The organism is Kribbella ginsengisoli (genome assembly GCF_039537185.1).
In the GTDB taxonomy this organism is placed as follows: domain Bacteria; phylum Actinomycetota; class Actinomycetes; order Propionibacteriales; family Kribbellaceae; genus Kribbella; species Kribbella koreensis.
Genome location: NZ_BAABAA010000007.1, coordinates 59,183 through 73,645 on the forward strand (window position 1 = coordinate 59,183; position 14,463 = coordinate 73,645).

The following is a 14,463-nucleotide window of genomic DNA, read 5'->3' on the forward strand; positions in this document are numbered from 1 at the left end:
TGCCACCCACCACCGACACCCCCACCAACCGACCACGCCCAGCGCCACAACTGGCGACCTTGAACACCGAACGGTGACCTTGAACAAGTTATTACGTGTTCAAGGTTCGGTGTTCAAGGTGCGCAGTTCTGAGCCGGGTGTACCGGGTCGTGGGTCAGCCGAAGGGCTGGCGTTCGTGGTTGTGGGTGGGGTCCTGCTGGGCTGGGTAGCCATTGGTGGCGGAGGCCTGGGGTGGGTGGACTGCGTGGTGTGAGTGGTCGTGGGATGAGCGCGCGGCATGGGCGCCTTCGCCGTGTGGCGCATGGGCGGCGTGATCGCCTTCGCCGTGAGGCGCGTGGGCGGCGTGGTCGGCCTCGCCTTGGGTTCGGTGGGGGGCGTGGTTGGGGTTGGTCCCGTGGGGGTTGGTGATGGATGAGGGTGGGGCTGCGGGTGGGGTGGGGGTGTTGGAGAGGCCGTCTCGGATGGTGCTCAGGAGGCGTTGTTCTACTGCTTCGAGCTCGGCGATTCGGTGGCGGATTGCTTCCTCCTCCTCGCGAGCTGTTGCCAGGAGTTCGTCGGCCTCGGTGCGGGCGGTCTCGCGGAGGTGGTCGGCGGTGCGTTGGCTGGCGGAGAGGACGCTGAGTTCGTAGCGGCGGAGTTCGTCGACCAGGTCGTCGTTGGGGCGTTGGGCGCTCAGGAGGGCGGCAGCCGGGTTGGACGGGTCGACCGGGACCGGGAGGGTCGACTCCAGGTCGGCGATTTGCTGGTCGACTCGGGTGAAGAGGTCGGCTACGTCGGTGCGCATCTGACGGATGACGGTTGCGGCCGCTTGCACGCGCTCGCTCGCCTCGCGCTCACGTTCGCGAGCGGTCCGTTCGGCCGAGGTGATCACGTCGAGCGCGACAACGGCGGCTCGCGCAGCTGGATCGTTCGGCATCGGTACCGCACCCGCACCCCCAGCCCGAGCGCTGCCAAGGCCAGGGGCAGCGCCTGACGGGCCGTCCGCCACATCGGCACCATCGGTCGGTACCGCGCCCGCGTCACCCGTCATTCCGACAGTACGACGCAGTGGCACCTCGCGGATGAACAGCACCGCAAGCAGGCTGACCACAGCGGAGCAGGCTGCGATCAGGAAGATCCGCCCGGTCGCATCGCCATAAGCGTGCCTGACGATCTCACCCAACTGCGGTGGCAACGACCCGACATCCAGCACACTCGTCCCCGACCCGTCCTGCAATGCCCGTCCGACCGCGGCACCGTCCGGGCCGAGCGCGCGGATGTTCTCGGTGATCAGGTCCTTGACCCGCGTCGCCAGTACCGCCCCCAGCACGGAGACACCGACAGCACCGCCGAGGCTGCGGAAGAAGGTCACCGACGCGCTGGCGGCGCCGACCTCGCTGACGTCGACGGTGTTCTGGACGGCGAGTACGAGGTTCTGCATCATCATGCCCATCCCGATGCCCATGCCGAGCATGCCGAGGCCGATGTACCAGTACGGGCTGGTGTGATCGATCGTGCCGAGCACCCCGAGCCCCGCCGCAAGGAACAACCCACCAAGAACCAGGTACCGCTTCCACTTGCCGAATCGCGTGATCAACTGCCCGGCCCCGACCGACCCCAAGAACGACCCGAACATCATCGGAATCGTCAGCAACCCAGCCTCGGTCGCGCTGTATCCGCGAGCCAACTGGAAGTACTGCCCAAGAAACACAGCACTACCGAACATCGCCACACCGACAGCAAGACTGGCCACGATCGCCAGCGCCGTGGTCCGTTCGCGCACCACACCCATCGGCACCAGCGGCTCGCTCGCCTTGCTCTCGACGACGACCGCCAGCAGCGCGAGTACGAAGGCACCACCCAGATACGCGCCCGTCTCCCACGACCACCACGGAAAGTGCGCACCCGCGAAAGACACCCAGATCAACGGCAAACTGGCCGCGCCACTGATCAGCAAAGCGCCGAGGTAGTCGATCCGCACCCGACGCTTGACCAGCGGCAGATGCAGATAGCGCTGCAACACCACCAGGCTGATCACAGCCAACGGCACGCAGACGTAGAAGCACCAACGCCACCCCAGCCAGGACGTATCGACGATGACCCCACCGATGAGCGGCCCACTGACGGTCGCCAACGCCATCGTCGCGCCCATGTACCCGGAGTACCGCCCTCGATCCCGCGGTGGGATCGCCGCCCCGATGATCGCCTGGGCCAGCGCCATCAAGCCACCCATCGCCAGCCCCTGCAGCACCCGCGCACCGATCAGGAACGGCACGTTGTGCGCCATCCCCGCCAGCACCGACCCGATCACGAACAAAGTGATCGCCAACTGGACGAGCAGCTTCTTGCTCATCAGGTCGGAGAGCTTGCCCCAGACCGGTGTCGACACCGTCATCGCGAGCAGGCTGGCGGTGATCACCCACGTGTACTGCGTCTGCGACCCCTCGAGGTCGGCGATGATCGTCGGCAGTGCGTTGCTGACGATGGTCGAGCTGAGGATCGCGGTGAACAACGCGGCCAGCAGCCCGGCCAGAATCTCGAGGATCTCCCGATGCGTCAGCGCCGGATCCCCGACAGCTGCTGGTATCGCGGCGGGTCCTGCGTCGGGCGGTGCCAAGGTCTCGGTGGCAGACATCGTGGGTCCGTTCTCCTGCGCGCTGGGTCGATCAGGCCGGCGCAGCTGATCGAGCTGCCCCGGGGCGGAGGAGTACGGCCGGCACTTCGCCGTACGGCGAAGCCTCACCCGGCAGTGAACGTATTTGGTTGCAGGACCCAACGATAAGCCCGGTCACCGTGAGAGGCCCCGGCGGGCCCTGACAGCACCACCGGGGCTTCTTGTTGATTACTCAACAGCTCCGAACTGTACGCCTGGAAACGCTTCCGCAGGCAGGCTCGTCTCAGGAATCGGGCAGGCTCGAGCGAGGGCCCGGAGCGCTCATACGCCGACGCGTTCGCCGAGTAGCTGTACCGCGTTCGCCGTCGTGCGGGTGCGCCAGTCGACGGCGGCCGAGGACTGGTCGAGGGCAGCGATCTGCGCGACGACTGCCGAGGCCGGGGTGAAGCAGTAGTCGCTGCCGTAGAGGAGACGATCGGTGTCGGCCACCGGGGTGCCACTGACGTCGTACCAAAGCTCCCGCAACTGAGGCGTCATGCTGGGCAGGTCGGGAGCGTAGAGGTCGAGGCGGTCGCCTAGAAGCGGCAAGACTCCACCGGCGTGGGCGATGATGAACTGGACCTTCGGGAAGCGCCTGAAGATTCCAGTCAACGCCAGGTCTGCGACTGCTCGCGTACTGTCGAACAGGAACTCGATCATCGGCCGCGGCCGGTCCAGCGCAACCTGCCGCCACTGCGGCGGCGAAGTCGGGTGCAGGAACACCACAGCCGACCGCGCATCCAACTCCCGCCACAGCTGATCCCACGACGGGTCTCCCGGGTACTGCCCACCTGCATTGCTAGTCAGTACGACGCCATCCGCCCGCAACACGTCCAGCGCGTACTGCGCTTCCACCAGCGCTCCATCGACATCCGGCAACGGCAGACTCGCGAAGAACCCGAACCGCCCCGGGTACTGCCGCCCCAACTCAGCCGCTGCCTCGTTGACCCGCCGTGCGAGCACCTGCGCCCGGAAGTCGTCCCCGAAGTGGACCCCTGGCGACGACACCGAGAGCACCGACTTGGCGATCCCAGTGCTGTCCATCAGGTCCAGGTGCCACTGCACACTCCACTCCGGCCAGGCAGGCAGCCCGTCGGGCCGGACATGCCCGGCCCGCTCGGCTGCTGCGACGTACTCGGGAAGCAGGAAGTGCGCGTGGACGTCGATGAGTCCCATGATCAGACCGCGGGGTGCAGCAGGTCGTCGAGCCCGATCCGGCGCAGGAGCTCAGCGCGGACCCGGTCGGCCACCGGGTTGACCACTGCGGCGCCATCCTCGGACGGGTCGATGTGCACGCGGAACGGGCGACGCCCCTTCTCGGTGTCGACCACGGTCACGATCGCCTTGGCCACCTCAGTCACGTCGGCCCACGAGGGCTCCAGCTCCGCCAGCTTCTGGGAGACCTGGTCCATCAGGCCGGCGTACTTCTCGTCGTACGCGGCCGCCACCTCCACGTCGTATGGCCTGCCGCTGTGGGCGAAGTGGTTGGTGCCGCTGGTGAAGGCACCAGGCACGATGATGGTGGTCTCGATGCCGAACCTCGCCAGCTCCAGCGCGTAGCTGGCGGCCAGTGCGTCCATACCGGCCTTCGCCGCGAAGTACGGAGCCAGGTACGGCGGGGTGCCGCCGCGGGTGCTCGAGCTACCGACCCAGACGACCAGCCCGTCGCGCTGCTCACGCAGGTGCGGCAGAGCGGCCCGGTTGAGTCGCTGCGTGCCGATGACGTTGGTGTCATAGATGTCGGCCAGCTGCTCCGGGGTGAACGCTTCGGCCGGGCCGAGGACCATATGGCCGGCGTTGTGGATCAGTACGTCGAGCTTGCCCTGCTCGGCGATCACCGTCTGCACGGCCTGCTCGACCGATTCCTCGGTACTGACGTCAAGCTCGACAACGCGGAGGTCGACGCGGTGCTCTTCGGAGTACTGCTTGGCCTCGGCTGCTGCGGAGGCGTTGTGGCCGGCGAGGTCGCGCATTCCGGCGTACACGATATGGCCCGCGTCGGCGAGCGCGTGGGCGGTGAGGGCGCCGAAGCCGCTCGAAGCACCGCTGATCAGGATCACCTTGCTCATGCCGCGGAGCCGCCGTTCGCGTAGATGACCTGGCCGTTGATCCAGCGCGCGGGGCCGGCCAGGAAGTGGACGATCTCGGCGATGTCCTCGGGCTGGCCGAGACGCTCCAGCGGGGGCTCGGCGGCGATCCGGTCGACGAGTTCCTGCGGCTTGCCGTCGAAGAACATGGCGGTCGCGGTCGGGCCGGGAGCGACCGCGTTGACGGTGATGTCGCGGCCACGGAGTTCGCGGGCGAGGATCAGGGTGATCGCCTCGACGCCGCCCTTGGATGCGGCGTACGCCGAGTAGCCCGGGCGGGCCAGCCTGGTGAGCGAGCTGGAGAGGTTGATGATCGCGCCGCCGCTGCGGACCCGGCGGGCGGCCTGCTGGTCGACCACGAAGGTGCCGCGCAGGTTGGTCCGGATGACCTGGTCGAAGACGTCCAGGTCGAGGTCGCTCAGCGGCGACAGCGGCATGATGCCGGCCGCGTGGACGACGACGTCGACTCCGCCGAAGGTCTCCTCGGCCCGGTCGAACAGCGCCTTCACCGCGTTCTCGTCGGCGACGTCGGCCTGGACCGCGATCGCCCGGCCGCCGGCCTGCTCGACCTCCTTGACGGCCTGGTCGGCCTCGGCGGGGCTGCCGCTGTAGGTCACCACCACGGCGTATCCGTCCCGCCCGAGGCGGCCGGCGGTCTCCCGCCCGATTCCGCGCGAGCCACCGGTCACGATCGCGACCCGCTCGGTGGTGGTTGTGTTCTCAGTCATCGTCCTGCTCCAGATCTCGGTGTCGTGTATGTCCTGACACTTAGATCTTGCGGCGGGAGATGGATCAAGTCCAACGACTCATCTCGATGGGCAGATCAGTTTTGTTGATCCATCAGATCACGGCCGACCTCGGTCCCGGCAGGGCGCTGGAGGTGTGCGGTGACCAGGCCGAGCAAGGCCCGGAGCGCCGCGGACGGCTTCCGCTTCCGCAGGGTGGCCACGTAGAGCGACCACTGGAAGGCCTCGCCGACGATCGGGACCGAGCGGATCTTCTCGTCACCGGCGACGGCGTACCCGGGCAGGATGCCGAGGCCGACACCGTGCCGGACGAACTGCACGCCGTTGTCGATACCGAGCGCCTCCACCACGACGTGCCGCTCGATCCCCGCCGCCTCGAACTTCTGGTCGATCAGCGTCCGGGTGCCGAACCCCGGCGGGAAGTCCACGAAGGCCTCGTCGGCGAGGTCGGCCAGCGTGACGGACCGGCGCCGGGCAAGCCGGTGCCCCGTCGGCACGGCCAGCACCTGCGGCACCTTCAGCAGCTCCCAGGCGGTCAGCTCGCGCGGCACGCTGCCCGCACCGACCCCGAGGAAGCCGACGTCGATGTCCCCGTTGCGCAGCCCGACGATCACCCCGGCCGACCCCTCGGGCTCGACCCGCAACTGCAGTTCGACGTTCTGGTACCGCCGCCTGAACTCACCAGCCGCCGCAGGTAGGTCGATCAGCCCGAGCCCAGGCAGCAGCCCGACTCGCACGGTCCCGCGCATCCCCGCGCCCAGCTCGTCCACCACATCCCGAGCCCCTTGCACCGCATCCATCACCGCGAGCGCCTCGGGCAACAGCGCAGTACCGGCCTCAGTCAGTACGACGCGCTGCGCGTTCCGCTCGAACAGCGTGACCTTGAGGTCCTTCTCCAACGTCGCGATCGCCGCACTGACCGCACTCTGCACCACATGCAGCCGCCGCGCCGCGAGCGTAAAACTCCGCTCATGCGCCACGGCCACGAAGTACTCCAACTGCCGCAACTCCATGCCAGAGATTAGCGCCGCACGGCCCACAACAGCGCGTGCCCACCGACCCCCTCGGGGACGAACTCCTCACGCTCCACCACCAACCCCGCCTCCTCGACCCACCCCCGAGTCGTCCCAGCGTCGGCATGGCTCCACCACATGGGCACGCCCCCATCGAGCCAGTTCTCCTCGGCCCCGGTCCACGCGGCAGCACCGACGGTCGCCACGAAGAGCCCGCCGGGCCGTACCCACTCACCGATCTTGCGCAACAACCCCTGCTGCTCGTCCAGCGGAATGTGGATGAGCGCATAGAACGACACCACCGCATCGAACCCTGCGGCCGGAAACTCCAACTGCGCGGCATCTGCTTGAAGGAAGGTCGCCGCTGGAACACGCTCGCGCGCCCACTGGACCTGTACTTCGCTGATGTCGACGCCGGTCACCTGGTGGCCGGCCTCGGCCAGCGTGAGCGCCACCGGGATTCCCGAGCCGCATCCCAGGTCGAGGATGCGGCTCGGTCCGGAGAGGCGGTCGAGCAGTTCCGCCAGCCAGGGCCCGTACTTCGATTCGCCGTCGAAAGCCTCGTCGTAGCGGGCGGACAGCGCGTCGTACCCGCGCCGTACCAACTCCTTGGCCGCCTCGTTGTCCATAGCTCGGGAGGCTAGTCGGTGAGGGATCTGATCGTCTTGGTGATTTCTTCGGGGGACTCTTCGGCCATGAAGTGGCCGGCGGTGGTGGTGGAGTGGTGGAGGTTGGGAGCCCAGGCGGACCAGAGGGCGGCGGCGTCGAAGCCGAGTGCGGAGCCCCAGTCCTGCTGGACCACCGCGACGGGCATGGTCAATTTGTTGCCGGCAGCAAGGTCTTCGCGGTCGTGGGTGATGTCGACGCCGGCGCTGGCCCGGTAGTCGGCGACGATCGACGGGATCGCTTCGCGTGATGCCTTCAGGTAGGCGGCGCGGACGTCGGTCGGGATCGCGGCCGGGTCCTTGATCCACAGGTCCAGGAAGTAGCCGAAGAAGGCGTCGGGAGCCGAGGCGATCAGTTGCTCGGGGAGGCCGGGTGGCTGCGCCATCAGGTAGAGGTGGAAGGCGACGGCCGCGTTGACGCCGTGCATCGCGTCCCACATGTCCAAGGTCGGCAGCACGTCGAGACAAGCGAGGTGGGTGATCTTGTCCGGGTGGTCGAGTCCGGCCCGGAACGCCACGAGCGCACCGCGGTCATGCCCGACCAGCGCGAACTGGGAGTGCCCCAAAGCTTCGGCCAGCGCCACGATGTCGGCGGCCATCGTGCGTTTCGAGTACGTCGTACCGTCGGTCTCCGCGGGCTTGTCGCTGTCGCCGTACCCGCGCAGGTCGGGGCAGATCACCGTGTGGTCGGTGGCCAGCGAAGCGGCGACGTGCCGCCAGATCAGGTGGGTCTGCGGGAAGCCGTGGAGGAGCACGATCGGGCTGCCTTGGCCGCCGACGGCCGCGTTGAGCGAGACGCCGTCGGCGACCTCGATGCGCTGGTAGCCGAATCCGGGGATAGTCATTTCGTCTGTCACACCCCGAAGCCTGCCGCGCGCCGATGAGCATCCGATGAGCAGCGCTATACGGTGACCAGGTGGTGGCTTTCGGCGTACTCGGACCGGTCACGGCCTGGCGGGACGGCGTGGAACTCGCACTCAAGGGCCCGCGCCACCGCGCAGTACTCGCCCGCCTGATCATCGCCCGCGGCCGCGTCGTCCCCGTCGATTCGCTCGTCGCCGACCTGTGGACGGTCCCACCAGACGGCGCCACGAGCGCGGTCCGCACCTTCGTCGCGGCACTGCGTCGAGCGCTGGAACCCGACCGCCCACCGCGTTCGAAGCCCACGCTGCTCATCACCGATGGCCCCGGCTACGCCCTGAAAGCAACAGACGTCGACGCCTGGCGGTTCGAGCAACTGATGGCCGGCCAGCCAACGCTGGAAGAGCTACAAGACGCACTGGACTGGTGGCGAGGCCCCGCCTACGCGGAGTACGCCGACGCCCCCTGGGCCCACGCCGAACGCTCCAAGCTCGCAGAGCTCCGACTGACCGCCATAGAACGCCAGGCCGAAGCACAACTCGCCCTAGGCCTGGCAGCAGAGGCAGTACCGGCCTTGGACGCGCATGTGACCGAGCACCCCTGGCGCGAGGACGCCTGGCGTCTACTAGCCCTGGCCCTCTACCGCAGCGACCGCCAGGGCGACGCTCTAGCCGTACTACGTAACGCCCGGACCCTCCTCATCGAACAACTCGGCGTCGACCCCACCCCAGCGCTCCAGCGCCTCGAGACCGACATCCTCAACCAGGCCGAGCACCTGAGCCCCCAAGCGGCCGGACAGGTCTGGGCCAGAGCCACTGCCTCCTACGACCGGGCAGTGGCCTCCACCGCCCGCGCACGACTCGAGTCGACCGTCGGACTCCTCCGCAACCTCGCAGTGACCGGCGGAACCGGCCTGGAGGCGGCCCGCGAACACAGGCTGGCAGCCATAACCGCCGCCGAGGAACTGGGCGACCCAGAGCTGACAGCCCGAGTCATCGGCCTGTACGACGTACCGGCGATCTGGACTCGCTCCGACGACCAGGAGCAGGCCGATGCGATCGTTGCCGCCTCAGAGCGGGCCCTGACAGCCGCCACCCAGCCAGCAGCTCGAGCCCGCCTCCTGGCCACAGTGGCGATCGACTCGCGCGGCAGCAAGAGCACCCGAGCGCTAGCCGCAGCGCAGGAAGCAGTCGCGCTAGCCAGGCAGCTGGAAGACCCGGCCCTGCTCGCCTTCGCCCTCAACAGCCTGTTCATGCAGACCTTCTACCGAGCCGGCCTAGCCCCAGAACGCGACCAGATCGGCGCAGAGCTGATCACCGTGGCCAGTCGCCACGACCTGACCACCTACGAGGTACTGGGCCACCTCATCCGCATGCAGGCCTGCAGCGCATTAGCGGACTTCGCCACTGCAGACACCCACGCAGCAGCAGCCGATGACCTGGCGGCCAGACGAGAGCTACCACTGGTCGCTGTCTTCACCACCTTGTACCGAGCCATGAGGGCAGGCAACGAAGCCGCGTACCAGGTGGTCGACACCTCGAGCATGCCCGGCCTGCTCGCGGATCTGCAGCAAGGGACCCCGCAAACAGAGCCACGCAACGACCTCCTCCTAGAGGCTCACTGGTGCCTGATCGCCAAGGCGGCCATCGAGCAGGACGACCAGCCGACCATGCGACGCGCACTGGAAGTACTGACTCCTGCAGCCGGTCAACTGGCCGCAGGCAGCGGCCTGCTCAACCTCGGTCCCATCGACGAGTACCTGCACGAGCTCGCGGCTCATGTAGAGAACCCTGGCCCGCCTCCGACCTAGGCATATGGACCTCCAGAAGCTGGTGCAGGACAAGATCGACGGCCTGGTCTCCTCTGGAGCCGAGACCGAACTCCAGCTCGCTGTCTACCGCGCTGGCCGAGGCCGAGCTCTGGTGGGAGCCGGGCACCAAGACTGCCTACCACGCCCTGACCTTCGGCTTCCTGATCGGTGAGCTGGTCCGCCGAGCCACCGGCCAACCGATCTCCCGGGTCCTCCGCCGGAATGCTCGGCGCAGTGGATGGAGTGCAGCTGTTCAGCCCAGCGCGCACCAGGGAGATCACCGGCCCGGCGCTGACCGGCGTCGACGAACTGTTCGGGAATCAAGCGACCTGGACGCTGGGACTGCCGCTCGGCCGACTCGGATCGTCGGCGCAACAAGCTCCGACAAGCTTCGGCATGCCGGGGACGGGTGGCAGCGCGGCCTGGGCGGATACCGCCAGTGGCGTGAGCTTCGGGCTGACCAAGAACCGGTTCGAGCCGAGCGGAGCCGAGGTTGCCGTCGCGATCGGCAACCTGGTGGCCGGTACTACTGCTCTGTAGTTACGGCTTGCGAACGGACTGCTGATCCACCCAGACCAAGTGGCCGTGGTGGCTGACCAGCACTTCGCCGCTGCGGTGGGCCAGGGCCTGGCCGGCGATCCATCGACCGCCCAGCTGGACCTGGACTTCTTCCGGCCGCGCGCTGGTGGGGCGCACGGAGGTGGCAACAGGCATGGCACCAGACTTCTGGACAGGGGCGGAGACGGATTTACGGCGTCGTAGAGCAGGGACTGGGTGGTGATGCAGATCGGTCATAGTCGTCCTCGGCAGGGACCGCAGTCGTCGACGCATCCAACGCCGGCTGGCTGCTCAACCAAAGGCCACCTTACAACCGGTCACCACCGCGAACCCAGCGGTATCTCGAACTGTCCGAACACCGGTTACCCGGCATTCATTCCCAACCAGGTAAGGACTTTTCGAACCGTCCGTCCCTAAATCCGTCCCGCCTCAGGGTCAGCCGCGGTCCGGGAGTTGCTGCAGCGCCCAGCCGTTGCCGTCCGGGTCGTCGAAGAAGACGAAGCTGCCCCAGGCGAAGTCCTGCACCTCGCTGACCTCGACGCCACGACCGGCCAGTTCGGCCCGCGCGGCGGCGACATCCGCGACGACCACCTGCAGACCGCGCACCGACCCCGGCTCGGCCTGCGGCATCCCGGTGCCGATGGCGATCGAGCACGCGGAGCCCGGCGGGGTCAGCTGGACGAACCTGAGCTCGTCGGTGACCTGGTGGTCGTGGTCGGCGTTGAAGCCGATCTTCTCGGTGTAGAAGGCCTTGGCCCGGTCCACGTCCGCCACCGGCACCGAGACCAACTCCAGCTTCCAGTCCATCGCAGTTCCCTCCCGCTCGCTGATGAGACTCAGAACGTATCGCGGGTAGCGGTCACTTCCTGGCCGCTACTCGATCGTCTGCTTGCCGTCACGGAGCGTGGGTACCGGGCTTTCATGACCACGCACCCGGAAACCATCCATGAGGACCATCAGGAGCAGCACGTCGGCGCCCTGGTCGCTCAGCTCAGCAACGACGTGAGCCGGCTGGTGCGCGACGAGCTGCAGCTGGCCAAGGCCGAGCTCAAGGACAAGGGCAAGGAGGCCGGGATCGGCATCGGCTTGTTCGGTGGCGCCGGAACGGTCGCCGTGTACGGCGTCGGCGCGCTGGTCGCCGCGGCGATTCTCGGCCTGGCGGCCGCCGTACCGGCCTGGTTGTCGGCGCTGATCGTCGCGCTGGTGCTGTTCGCGATCGCCGGCGGCGCGGCGCTGCTCGGCAAGCGGCATGTCAGCCACGCGACTCCGCCCATGCCGGAACACGCCGTCGAAGGCGTGCACGAGGATCTCGAGGCCCTCAAGGGCCACCAGCCGGAAGGGAAGGTCAGCGCATGACCACCACCAAAAACACCACGATGACCGAAACCGAAGCCCTCCGGGCCGACCTCGAACTGACCCGCCGTCACCTGGCCGACACCGTCCAGCAACTGACCCGTCAGCTCAACGTCCCCCGCCGCATCAAGGAGTCGGCAGCAAGCGCCGGCCATCGGGCTGTACAAGCAGCCGGTACGGCCGGCGAGCGCGCCAAGGACAGCGCCCGGAACCTGCCGGCCCGCGCCAAGGAGATGCCCGCGACCGCACGGCAGCACCCGAAGGCCACCGCCGCCGTCGGCGGTGCCGTGGCGTTGGGTGTCGGCGCGGCCGCTTGGATTGTGGGGCGGGGTCGGTGAGCAAAGCCGCCAAGATCGCGTATCGGCCGTTCGGGCTGCTGTCGGGGATCGCGGGTGGGCTGGTCGCGGGGGCTGTGTTCAAACAGGTCTGGCGGCGGATCAGCGATGAGGACGACGCACCCGACGCGCTGCAGGCGGAGTACCCGTGGCGCCAGGTCCTGCTCGCGGCCGCCTTGCAGGGAGCGGTGTACGCCGTGGTCAAAGCAGCGATCGACCGCGGTGGCGCGAAAGCTTTCGAGCGCTGGACCGGGGAGTGGCCGGGGAACTGACGGATGTGACCCGTGCCTCGATTGAGAACAGCTCTGAAGGGCACTGGAAGAGCAGCAAACAACGGTTGCCATGGGCCCCGGCGTTGAGCAGACAGCGCCGGGGCCGCACCGTGCCCGGCGGTCACACTCGGCGCTCGGTGTCGGGCAAATGGCCGACAGTTTCTTCGTTCTCTGTAAGGGATTCGTGTTCTCTGCCCTGAACCCTCGACGGGTGACCGTCAGTAGCACTAGCGTCCCATTCTTCTGGCGGTCGAGTGTGTGGAGAAGGTCCGACAGGCATGGACGTCGATTTACGGCTGGTGCGGTACTTCCTGGTGATGTCGGAGGAACTGCACTTCACCGCCGCGGCACGCCGGCTGTACGTCTCTCAACCAGCCTTGAGCAACCAGATCCGCCGGCTCGAGACCCAGCTCGGCGCCCAGCTCTTCGACCGCTCCCCTCGTGGCGTGACACTGACCGCCGCCGGTGACGCCTTCCTCCCGCACGCCCGTGGCGCTCTGGAGGCGATCAGGTCCGGGGTCGCCGACGCCACCGCCGCCGCGCAGCGCGACCAGGTACTCCGGATCGACGTACTCCACACCAATCTCGCCACCCCGCGCGCCGTACTCGCCCGGCTGCGCGACCGCCTGCCGTCGTTCCGGCTCGAGATCACCAGCCGCGGCACCCGCGAGCAACAGCAACGCCTGCTCGCCGGTGAACTCGACCTGGCCCTCTGCGGCTCCACCGCCCGCTGCCCGGACGGAGTCATGCAGCGCATCATCCGCCGCGAAGCCCTCGGGGTCGCCCTCCCGGCGCGGCACCCACTCGCGGCCGCGGAGTCAGTCGCAGTACGTGAGCTCACGGATGAGCTCCACTACCTACCCCAGGACGACCTCGCCCCGGAGTGGAACGAGTTCGTCCTCGCCTGCTGCCGTACTGCGGGATTCGCCCCGCGCCGCCATCCGGCCAGCGGCAGCTCAGCGGCCGAATTGGTCAAGGCCGGCGAATGCGTAGCGCTCGGTCTCCTGTCCACTCCGTACCCACCCGGTGTAGTGGTCCGACCACTCGCGGCAGGCGTACCGCCGTACGGATGGTCGCTGCGCTGGCGCGACTCACCCCGTACTCCGGCAGCCGCGCTGGCCGTGTTGCGAAGCCTCGACTGAACGTTGAGGGAAGCCTGCGGGTTGATGAAATTCGACCCTCGGGTGCATAACTTCGCGATCCATGGGGTAGGAATGAGTCACACAGATATTGACCGCGGTCCAGACATGTGCCGCGCCGTGACTCATAGTCGCGAGGTCAAGAATCATGGTTACCGTTTTTGCCGAACCGAAGAAGCACAGCGATCCGAAGCAGCAGCGCGATCTGACCACCCGGGATCTTCTCACCCGGCGCGCGCAGTCCACCGACGAAGCAGTCCGGCAGCTCCTGCTGGACGAAGCGATCGAGTTGAACCTCGGCATCGCCCACAGCATCGCCGGCCGTTTCCGTGGCCGGGGCGTCGAGTCCGACGATCTCGACCAGGTCGCGTACCTGGGGCTGGTCAAGGCCGCCCGCAGCTACCGCCCGGACACTGAGACGCCGTTCCTCGCCTACGCCGTACCGACCATCCGCGGCGAGGTGAAGCGCTACTTCCGGGACTGTTCCTGGACCGTGCGGATCCCGCGCAGACTGCAGGAACTGCAGGGCTCGATCGCCGCCGCGCGACCGCAGCTGGTGCAGGACCTGCAGCGTGATCCCACCCTGGAGGAGCTCGCCGAGCGACTCGGCACCACGGTCGCCGAGGTCGAGGCGGCGCTCGCTGCCGACGGTTGTTTCTCCGTACTGTCGCTGGACCGCCCGCTCGACGGGGAGTCCACGGCCAGCCTGGCCGACACCATCGCGGACGAGGAGGACAGCGCGTTCGAGCGGACCGAGGCGGTCGCCATGCTCGAGCCGGTGCTGAACGACCTCAACCCGCGCGAACGCAAGATCCTCGAACTGCGGTTCGTCGAGGGTCACACCCAGGCCGACATCGGCGCCGAGATCGGCGTCAGCCAGATGCAGGTCTCCCGCCTGCTGCGCGGCATCCTGGATCGCCTGCGCGAGCAGATCGAGCCACCCGCCGCTGCCGCCGCCTGACCCTCCCGTCAGGTCCGGCAGCGCCCTCCCC

At 68.1% G+C, this 14,463-nt stretch carries 16 protein-coding genes; 7 read left to right on the forward strand and 9 right to left on the reverse strand.

What is annotated here, in order from left to right:
- Positions 1-154 precede the first annotated feature (154 nt).
- From ABD768_RS23720 to ABD768_RS23750, 7 genes are all read right to left on the reverse strand, one after another.
- Positions 155-2,614 carry an MFS transporter gene (locus ABD768_RS23720; RefSeq protein ID WP_344844135.1) on the reverse strand — a complete coding sequence of 820 codons (2,460 nt, stop codon included), beginning with the start codon at positions 2,612-2,614 and terminating at the stop codon, positions 155-157.
- A 300-nt stretch (positions 2,615-2,914) separates the two neighbouring features.
- Complete coding sequence (locus tag ABD768_RS23725; protein WP_344844137.1) at positions 2,915-3,808, reverse strand: amidohydrolase family protein; 894 nt, start codon at positions 3,806-3,808, stop codon at positions 2,915-2,917.
- Positions 3,809-3,810: 2 nt separating this feature from the next.
- Positions 3,811-4,701 carry an SDR family oxidoreductase gene (locus tag ABD768_RS23730; protein WP_344844139.1) on the reverse strand — a complete coding sequence of 297 codons (891 nt, stop codon included), beginning with the start codon at positions 4,699-4,701 and terminating at the stop codon, positions 3,811-3,813.
- On the reverse strand, positions 4,698-5,447 hold the full coding sequence (locus tag ABD768_RS23735; RefSeq protein WP_343970610.1) for an SDR family oxidoreductase: 750 nt from the start codon (positions 5,445-5,447) through the stop codon (positions 4,698-4,700). Before ABD768_RS23735 ends, ABD768_RS23730 begins: the two co-directional genes overlap by 4 nt.
- Before the next feature lie 95 nt (positions 5,448-5,542).
- Positions 5,543-6,478: a LysR family transcriptional regulator gene (locus ABD768_RS23740; RefSeq protein ID WP_343970613.1), complete on the reverse strand. Its 936-nt coding sequence runs from the start codon at positions 6,476-6,478 to the stop codon at positions 5,543-5,545.
- An 8-nt stretch (positions 6,479-6,486) separates the two neighbouring features.
- Positions 6,487-7,107 (reverse strand): class I SAM-dependent methyltransferase, encoded by a 621-nt coding sequence (locus ABD768_RS23745; protein ID WP_344844144.1) that lies wholly within the window; start codon positions 7,105-7,107, stop codon positions 6,487-6,489.
- Between the two features lie 11 nt (positions 7,108-7,118).
- A complete protein-coding gene (locus ABD768_RS23750) occupies positions 7,119-8,000 on the reverse strand; it encodes an alpha/beta fold hydrolase (RefSeq protein WP_344844147.1) in 882 nt (293 codons plus the stop codon).
- A gap of 59 nt (positions 8,001-8,059) precedes the next feature.
- On the opposite strand from ABD768_RS23750, the gene ABD768_RS23755 reads away from it, so the two are divergent.
- On the forward strand, positions 8,060-9,814 hold the full coding sequence (locus tag ABD768_RS23755) for an AfsR/SARP family transcriptional regulator (RefSeq protein ID WP_344844149.1): 1,755 nt from the start codon (positions 8,060-8,062) through the stop codon (positions 9,812-9,814).
- Positions 9,815-9,906: 92 nt separating this feature from the next.
- The gene (locus tag ABD768_RS43145; RefSeq protein WP_425558453.1) at positions 9,907-10,410 is read left to right on the forward strand and encodes a serine hydrolase; all 504 of its coding nucleotides are present in this window, start codon (positions 9,907-9,909) and stop codon (positions 10,408-10,410) included.
- Here the strand turns inward: ABD768_RS43145 and ABD768_RS23765 are convergent.
- Together ABD768_RS23765 and ABD768_RS23770 are read right to left on the reverse strand one after the other, a co-directional pair.
- Entirely contained in the window at positions 10,355-10,528 is a 174-nt protein-coding gene (locus ABD768_RS23765; protein WP_343970625.1) for a hypothetical protein, read from the reverse strand. The two genes, ABD768_RS43145 and ABD768_RS23765, sit on opposite strands and share 56 nt — an antisense overlap.
- Before the next feature lie 279 nt (positions 10,529-10,807).
- Positions 10,808-11,179, reverse strand: a complete 372-nt coding sequence (locus ABD768_RS23770; RefSeq protein ID WP_343970628.1) for a glyoxalase superfamily protein — start codon at positions 11,177-11,179, stop codon at positions 10,808-10,810.
- Between the two features lie 114 nt (positions 11,180-11,293).
- Here ABD768_RS23770 and ABD768_RS23775 point away from each other — a divergent pair, with 114 nt between their 5' ends.
- From ABD768_RS23775 to ABD768_RS23795, 5 genes are all read left to right on the forward strand, one after another.
- Positions 11,294-11,728, forward strand: a complete 435-nt coding sequence (locus tag ABD768_RS23775; RefSeq protein ID WP_343970631.1) for a phage holin family protein — start codon at positions 11,294-11,296, stop codon at positions 11,726-11,728.
- Entirely contained in the window at positions 11,725-12,063 is a 339-nt protein-coding gene (locus tag ABD768_RS23780) for a DUF3618 domain-containing protein (RefSeq protein ID WP_344844155.1), read from the forward strand. The genes ABD768_RS23775 and ABD768_RS23780 overlap by 4 nt, the downstream gene beginning before the upstream one ends.
- Complete coding sequence (locus tag ABD768_RS23785; protein WP_343970637.1) at positions 12,060-12,332, forward strand: DUF4235 domain-containing protein; 273 nt, start codon at positions 12,060-12,062, stop codon at positions 12,330-12,332. The genes ABD768_RS23780 and ABD768_RS23785 overlap by 4 nt, the downstream gene beginning before the upstream one ends.
- 278 nt (positions 12,333-12,610) lie before the next feature.
- Positions 12,611-13,474 (forward strand): LysR family transcriptional regulator, encoded by an 864-nt coding sequence (locus ABD768_RS23790; protein ID WP_344844158.1) that lies wholly within the window; start codon positions 12,611-12,613, stop codon positions 13,472-13,474.
- A 145-nt stretch (positions 13,475-13,619) separates the two neighbouring features.
- Positions 13,620-14,432: a SigB/SigF/SigG family RNA polymerase sigma factor gene (locus tag ABD768_RS23795; protein WP_343970643.1), complete on the forward strand. Its 813-nt coding sequence runs from the start codon at positions 13,620-13,622 to the stop codon at positions 14,430-14,432.
- The last annotated feature ends 31 nt before the right edge of the window (positions 14,433-14,463 follow it).

Excerpts from the sequence above, each read along its gene's own strand:
- ABD768_RS23790 (WP_344844158.1), top strand. The coding sequence starts at position 12,611 with ATGGACGTCGATTTACGGCTGGTGCGGTACTTCCTGGTGATGTCGGAG.
- ABD768_RS23770 (WP_343970628.1), bottom strand. The coding sequence starts at position 11,179 with ATGGACTGGAAGCTGGAGTTGGTCTCGGTGCCGGTGGCGGACGTGGAC.
- ABD768_RS23725 (WP_344844137.1), bottom strand. The coding sequence starts at position 3,808 with ATGGGACTCATCGACGTCCACGCGCACTTCCTGCTTCCCGAGTACGTC.
- ABD768_RS23745 (WP_344844144.1), bottom strand. The coding sequence starts at position 7,107 with ATGGACAACGAGGCGGCCAAGGAGTTGGTACGGCGCGGGTACGACGCG.
- ABD768_RS23775 (WP_343970631.1), top strand. The coding sequence starts at position 11,294 with ATGACCACGCACCCGGAAACCATCCATGAGGACCATCAGGAGCAGCAC.
- ABD768_RS23780 (WP_344844155.1), top strand. The coding sequence starts at position 11,725 with ATGACCACCACCAAAAACACCACGATGACCGAAACCGAAGCCCTCCGG.
- ABD768_RS23730 (WP_344844139.1), bottom strand. The coding sequence starts at position 4,701 with ATGAGCAAGGTGATCCTGATCAGCGGTGCTTCGAGCGGCTTCGGCGCC.
- ABD768_RS23795 (WP_343970643.1), top strand. The coding sequence starts at position 13,620 with ATGGTTACCGTTTTTGCCGAACCGAAGAAGCACAGCGATCCGAAGCAG.
- ABD768_RS23720 (WP_344844135.1), bottom strand. The coding sequence starts at position 2,614 with ATGTCTGCCACCGAGACCTTGGCACCGCCCGACGCAGGACCCGCCGCG.
- ABD768_RS23765 (WP_343970625.1), bottom strand. The coding sequence starts at position 10,528 with ATGCCTGTTGCCACCTCCGTGCGCCCCACCAGCGCGCGGCCGGAAGAA.
- ABD768_RS23735 (WP_343970610.1), bottom strand. The coding sequence starts at position 5,447 with ATGACTGAGAACACAACCACCACCGAGCGGGTCGCGATCGTGACCGGT.
- ABD768_RS23740 (WP_343970613.1), bottom strand. The coding sequence starts at position 6,478 with ATGGAGTTGCGGCAGTTGGAGTACTTCGTGGCCGTGGCGCATGAGCGG.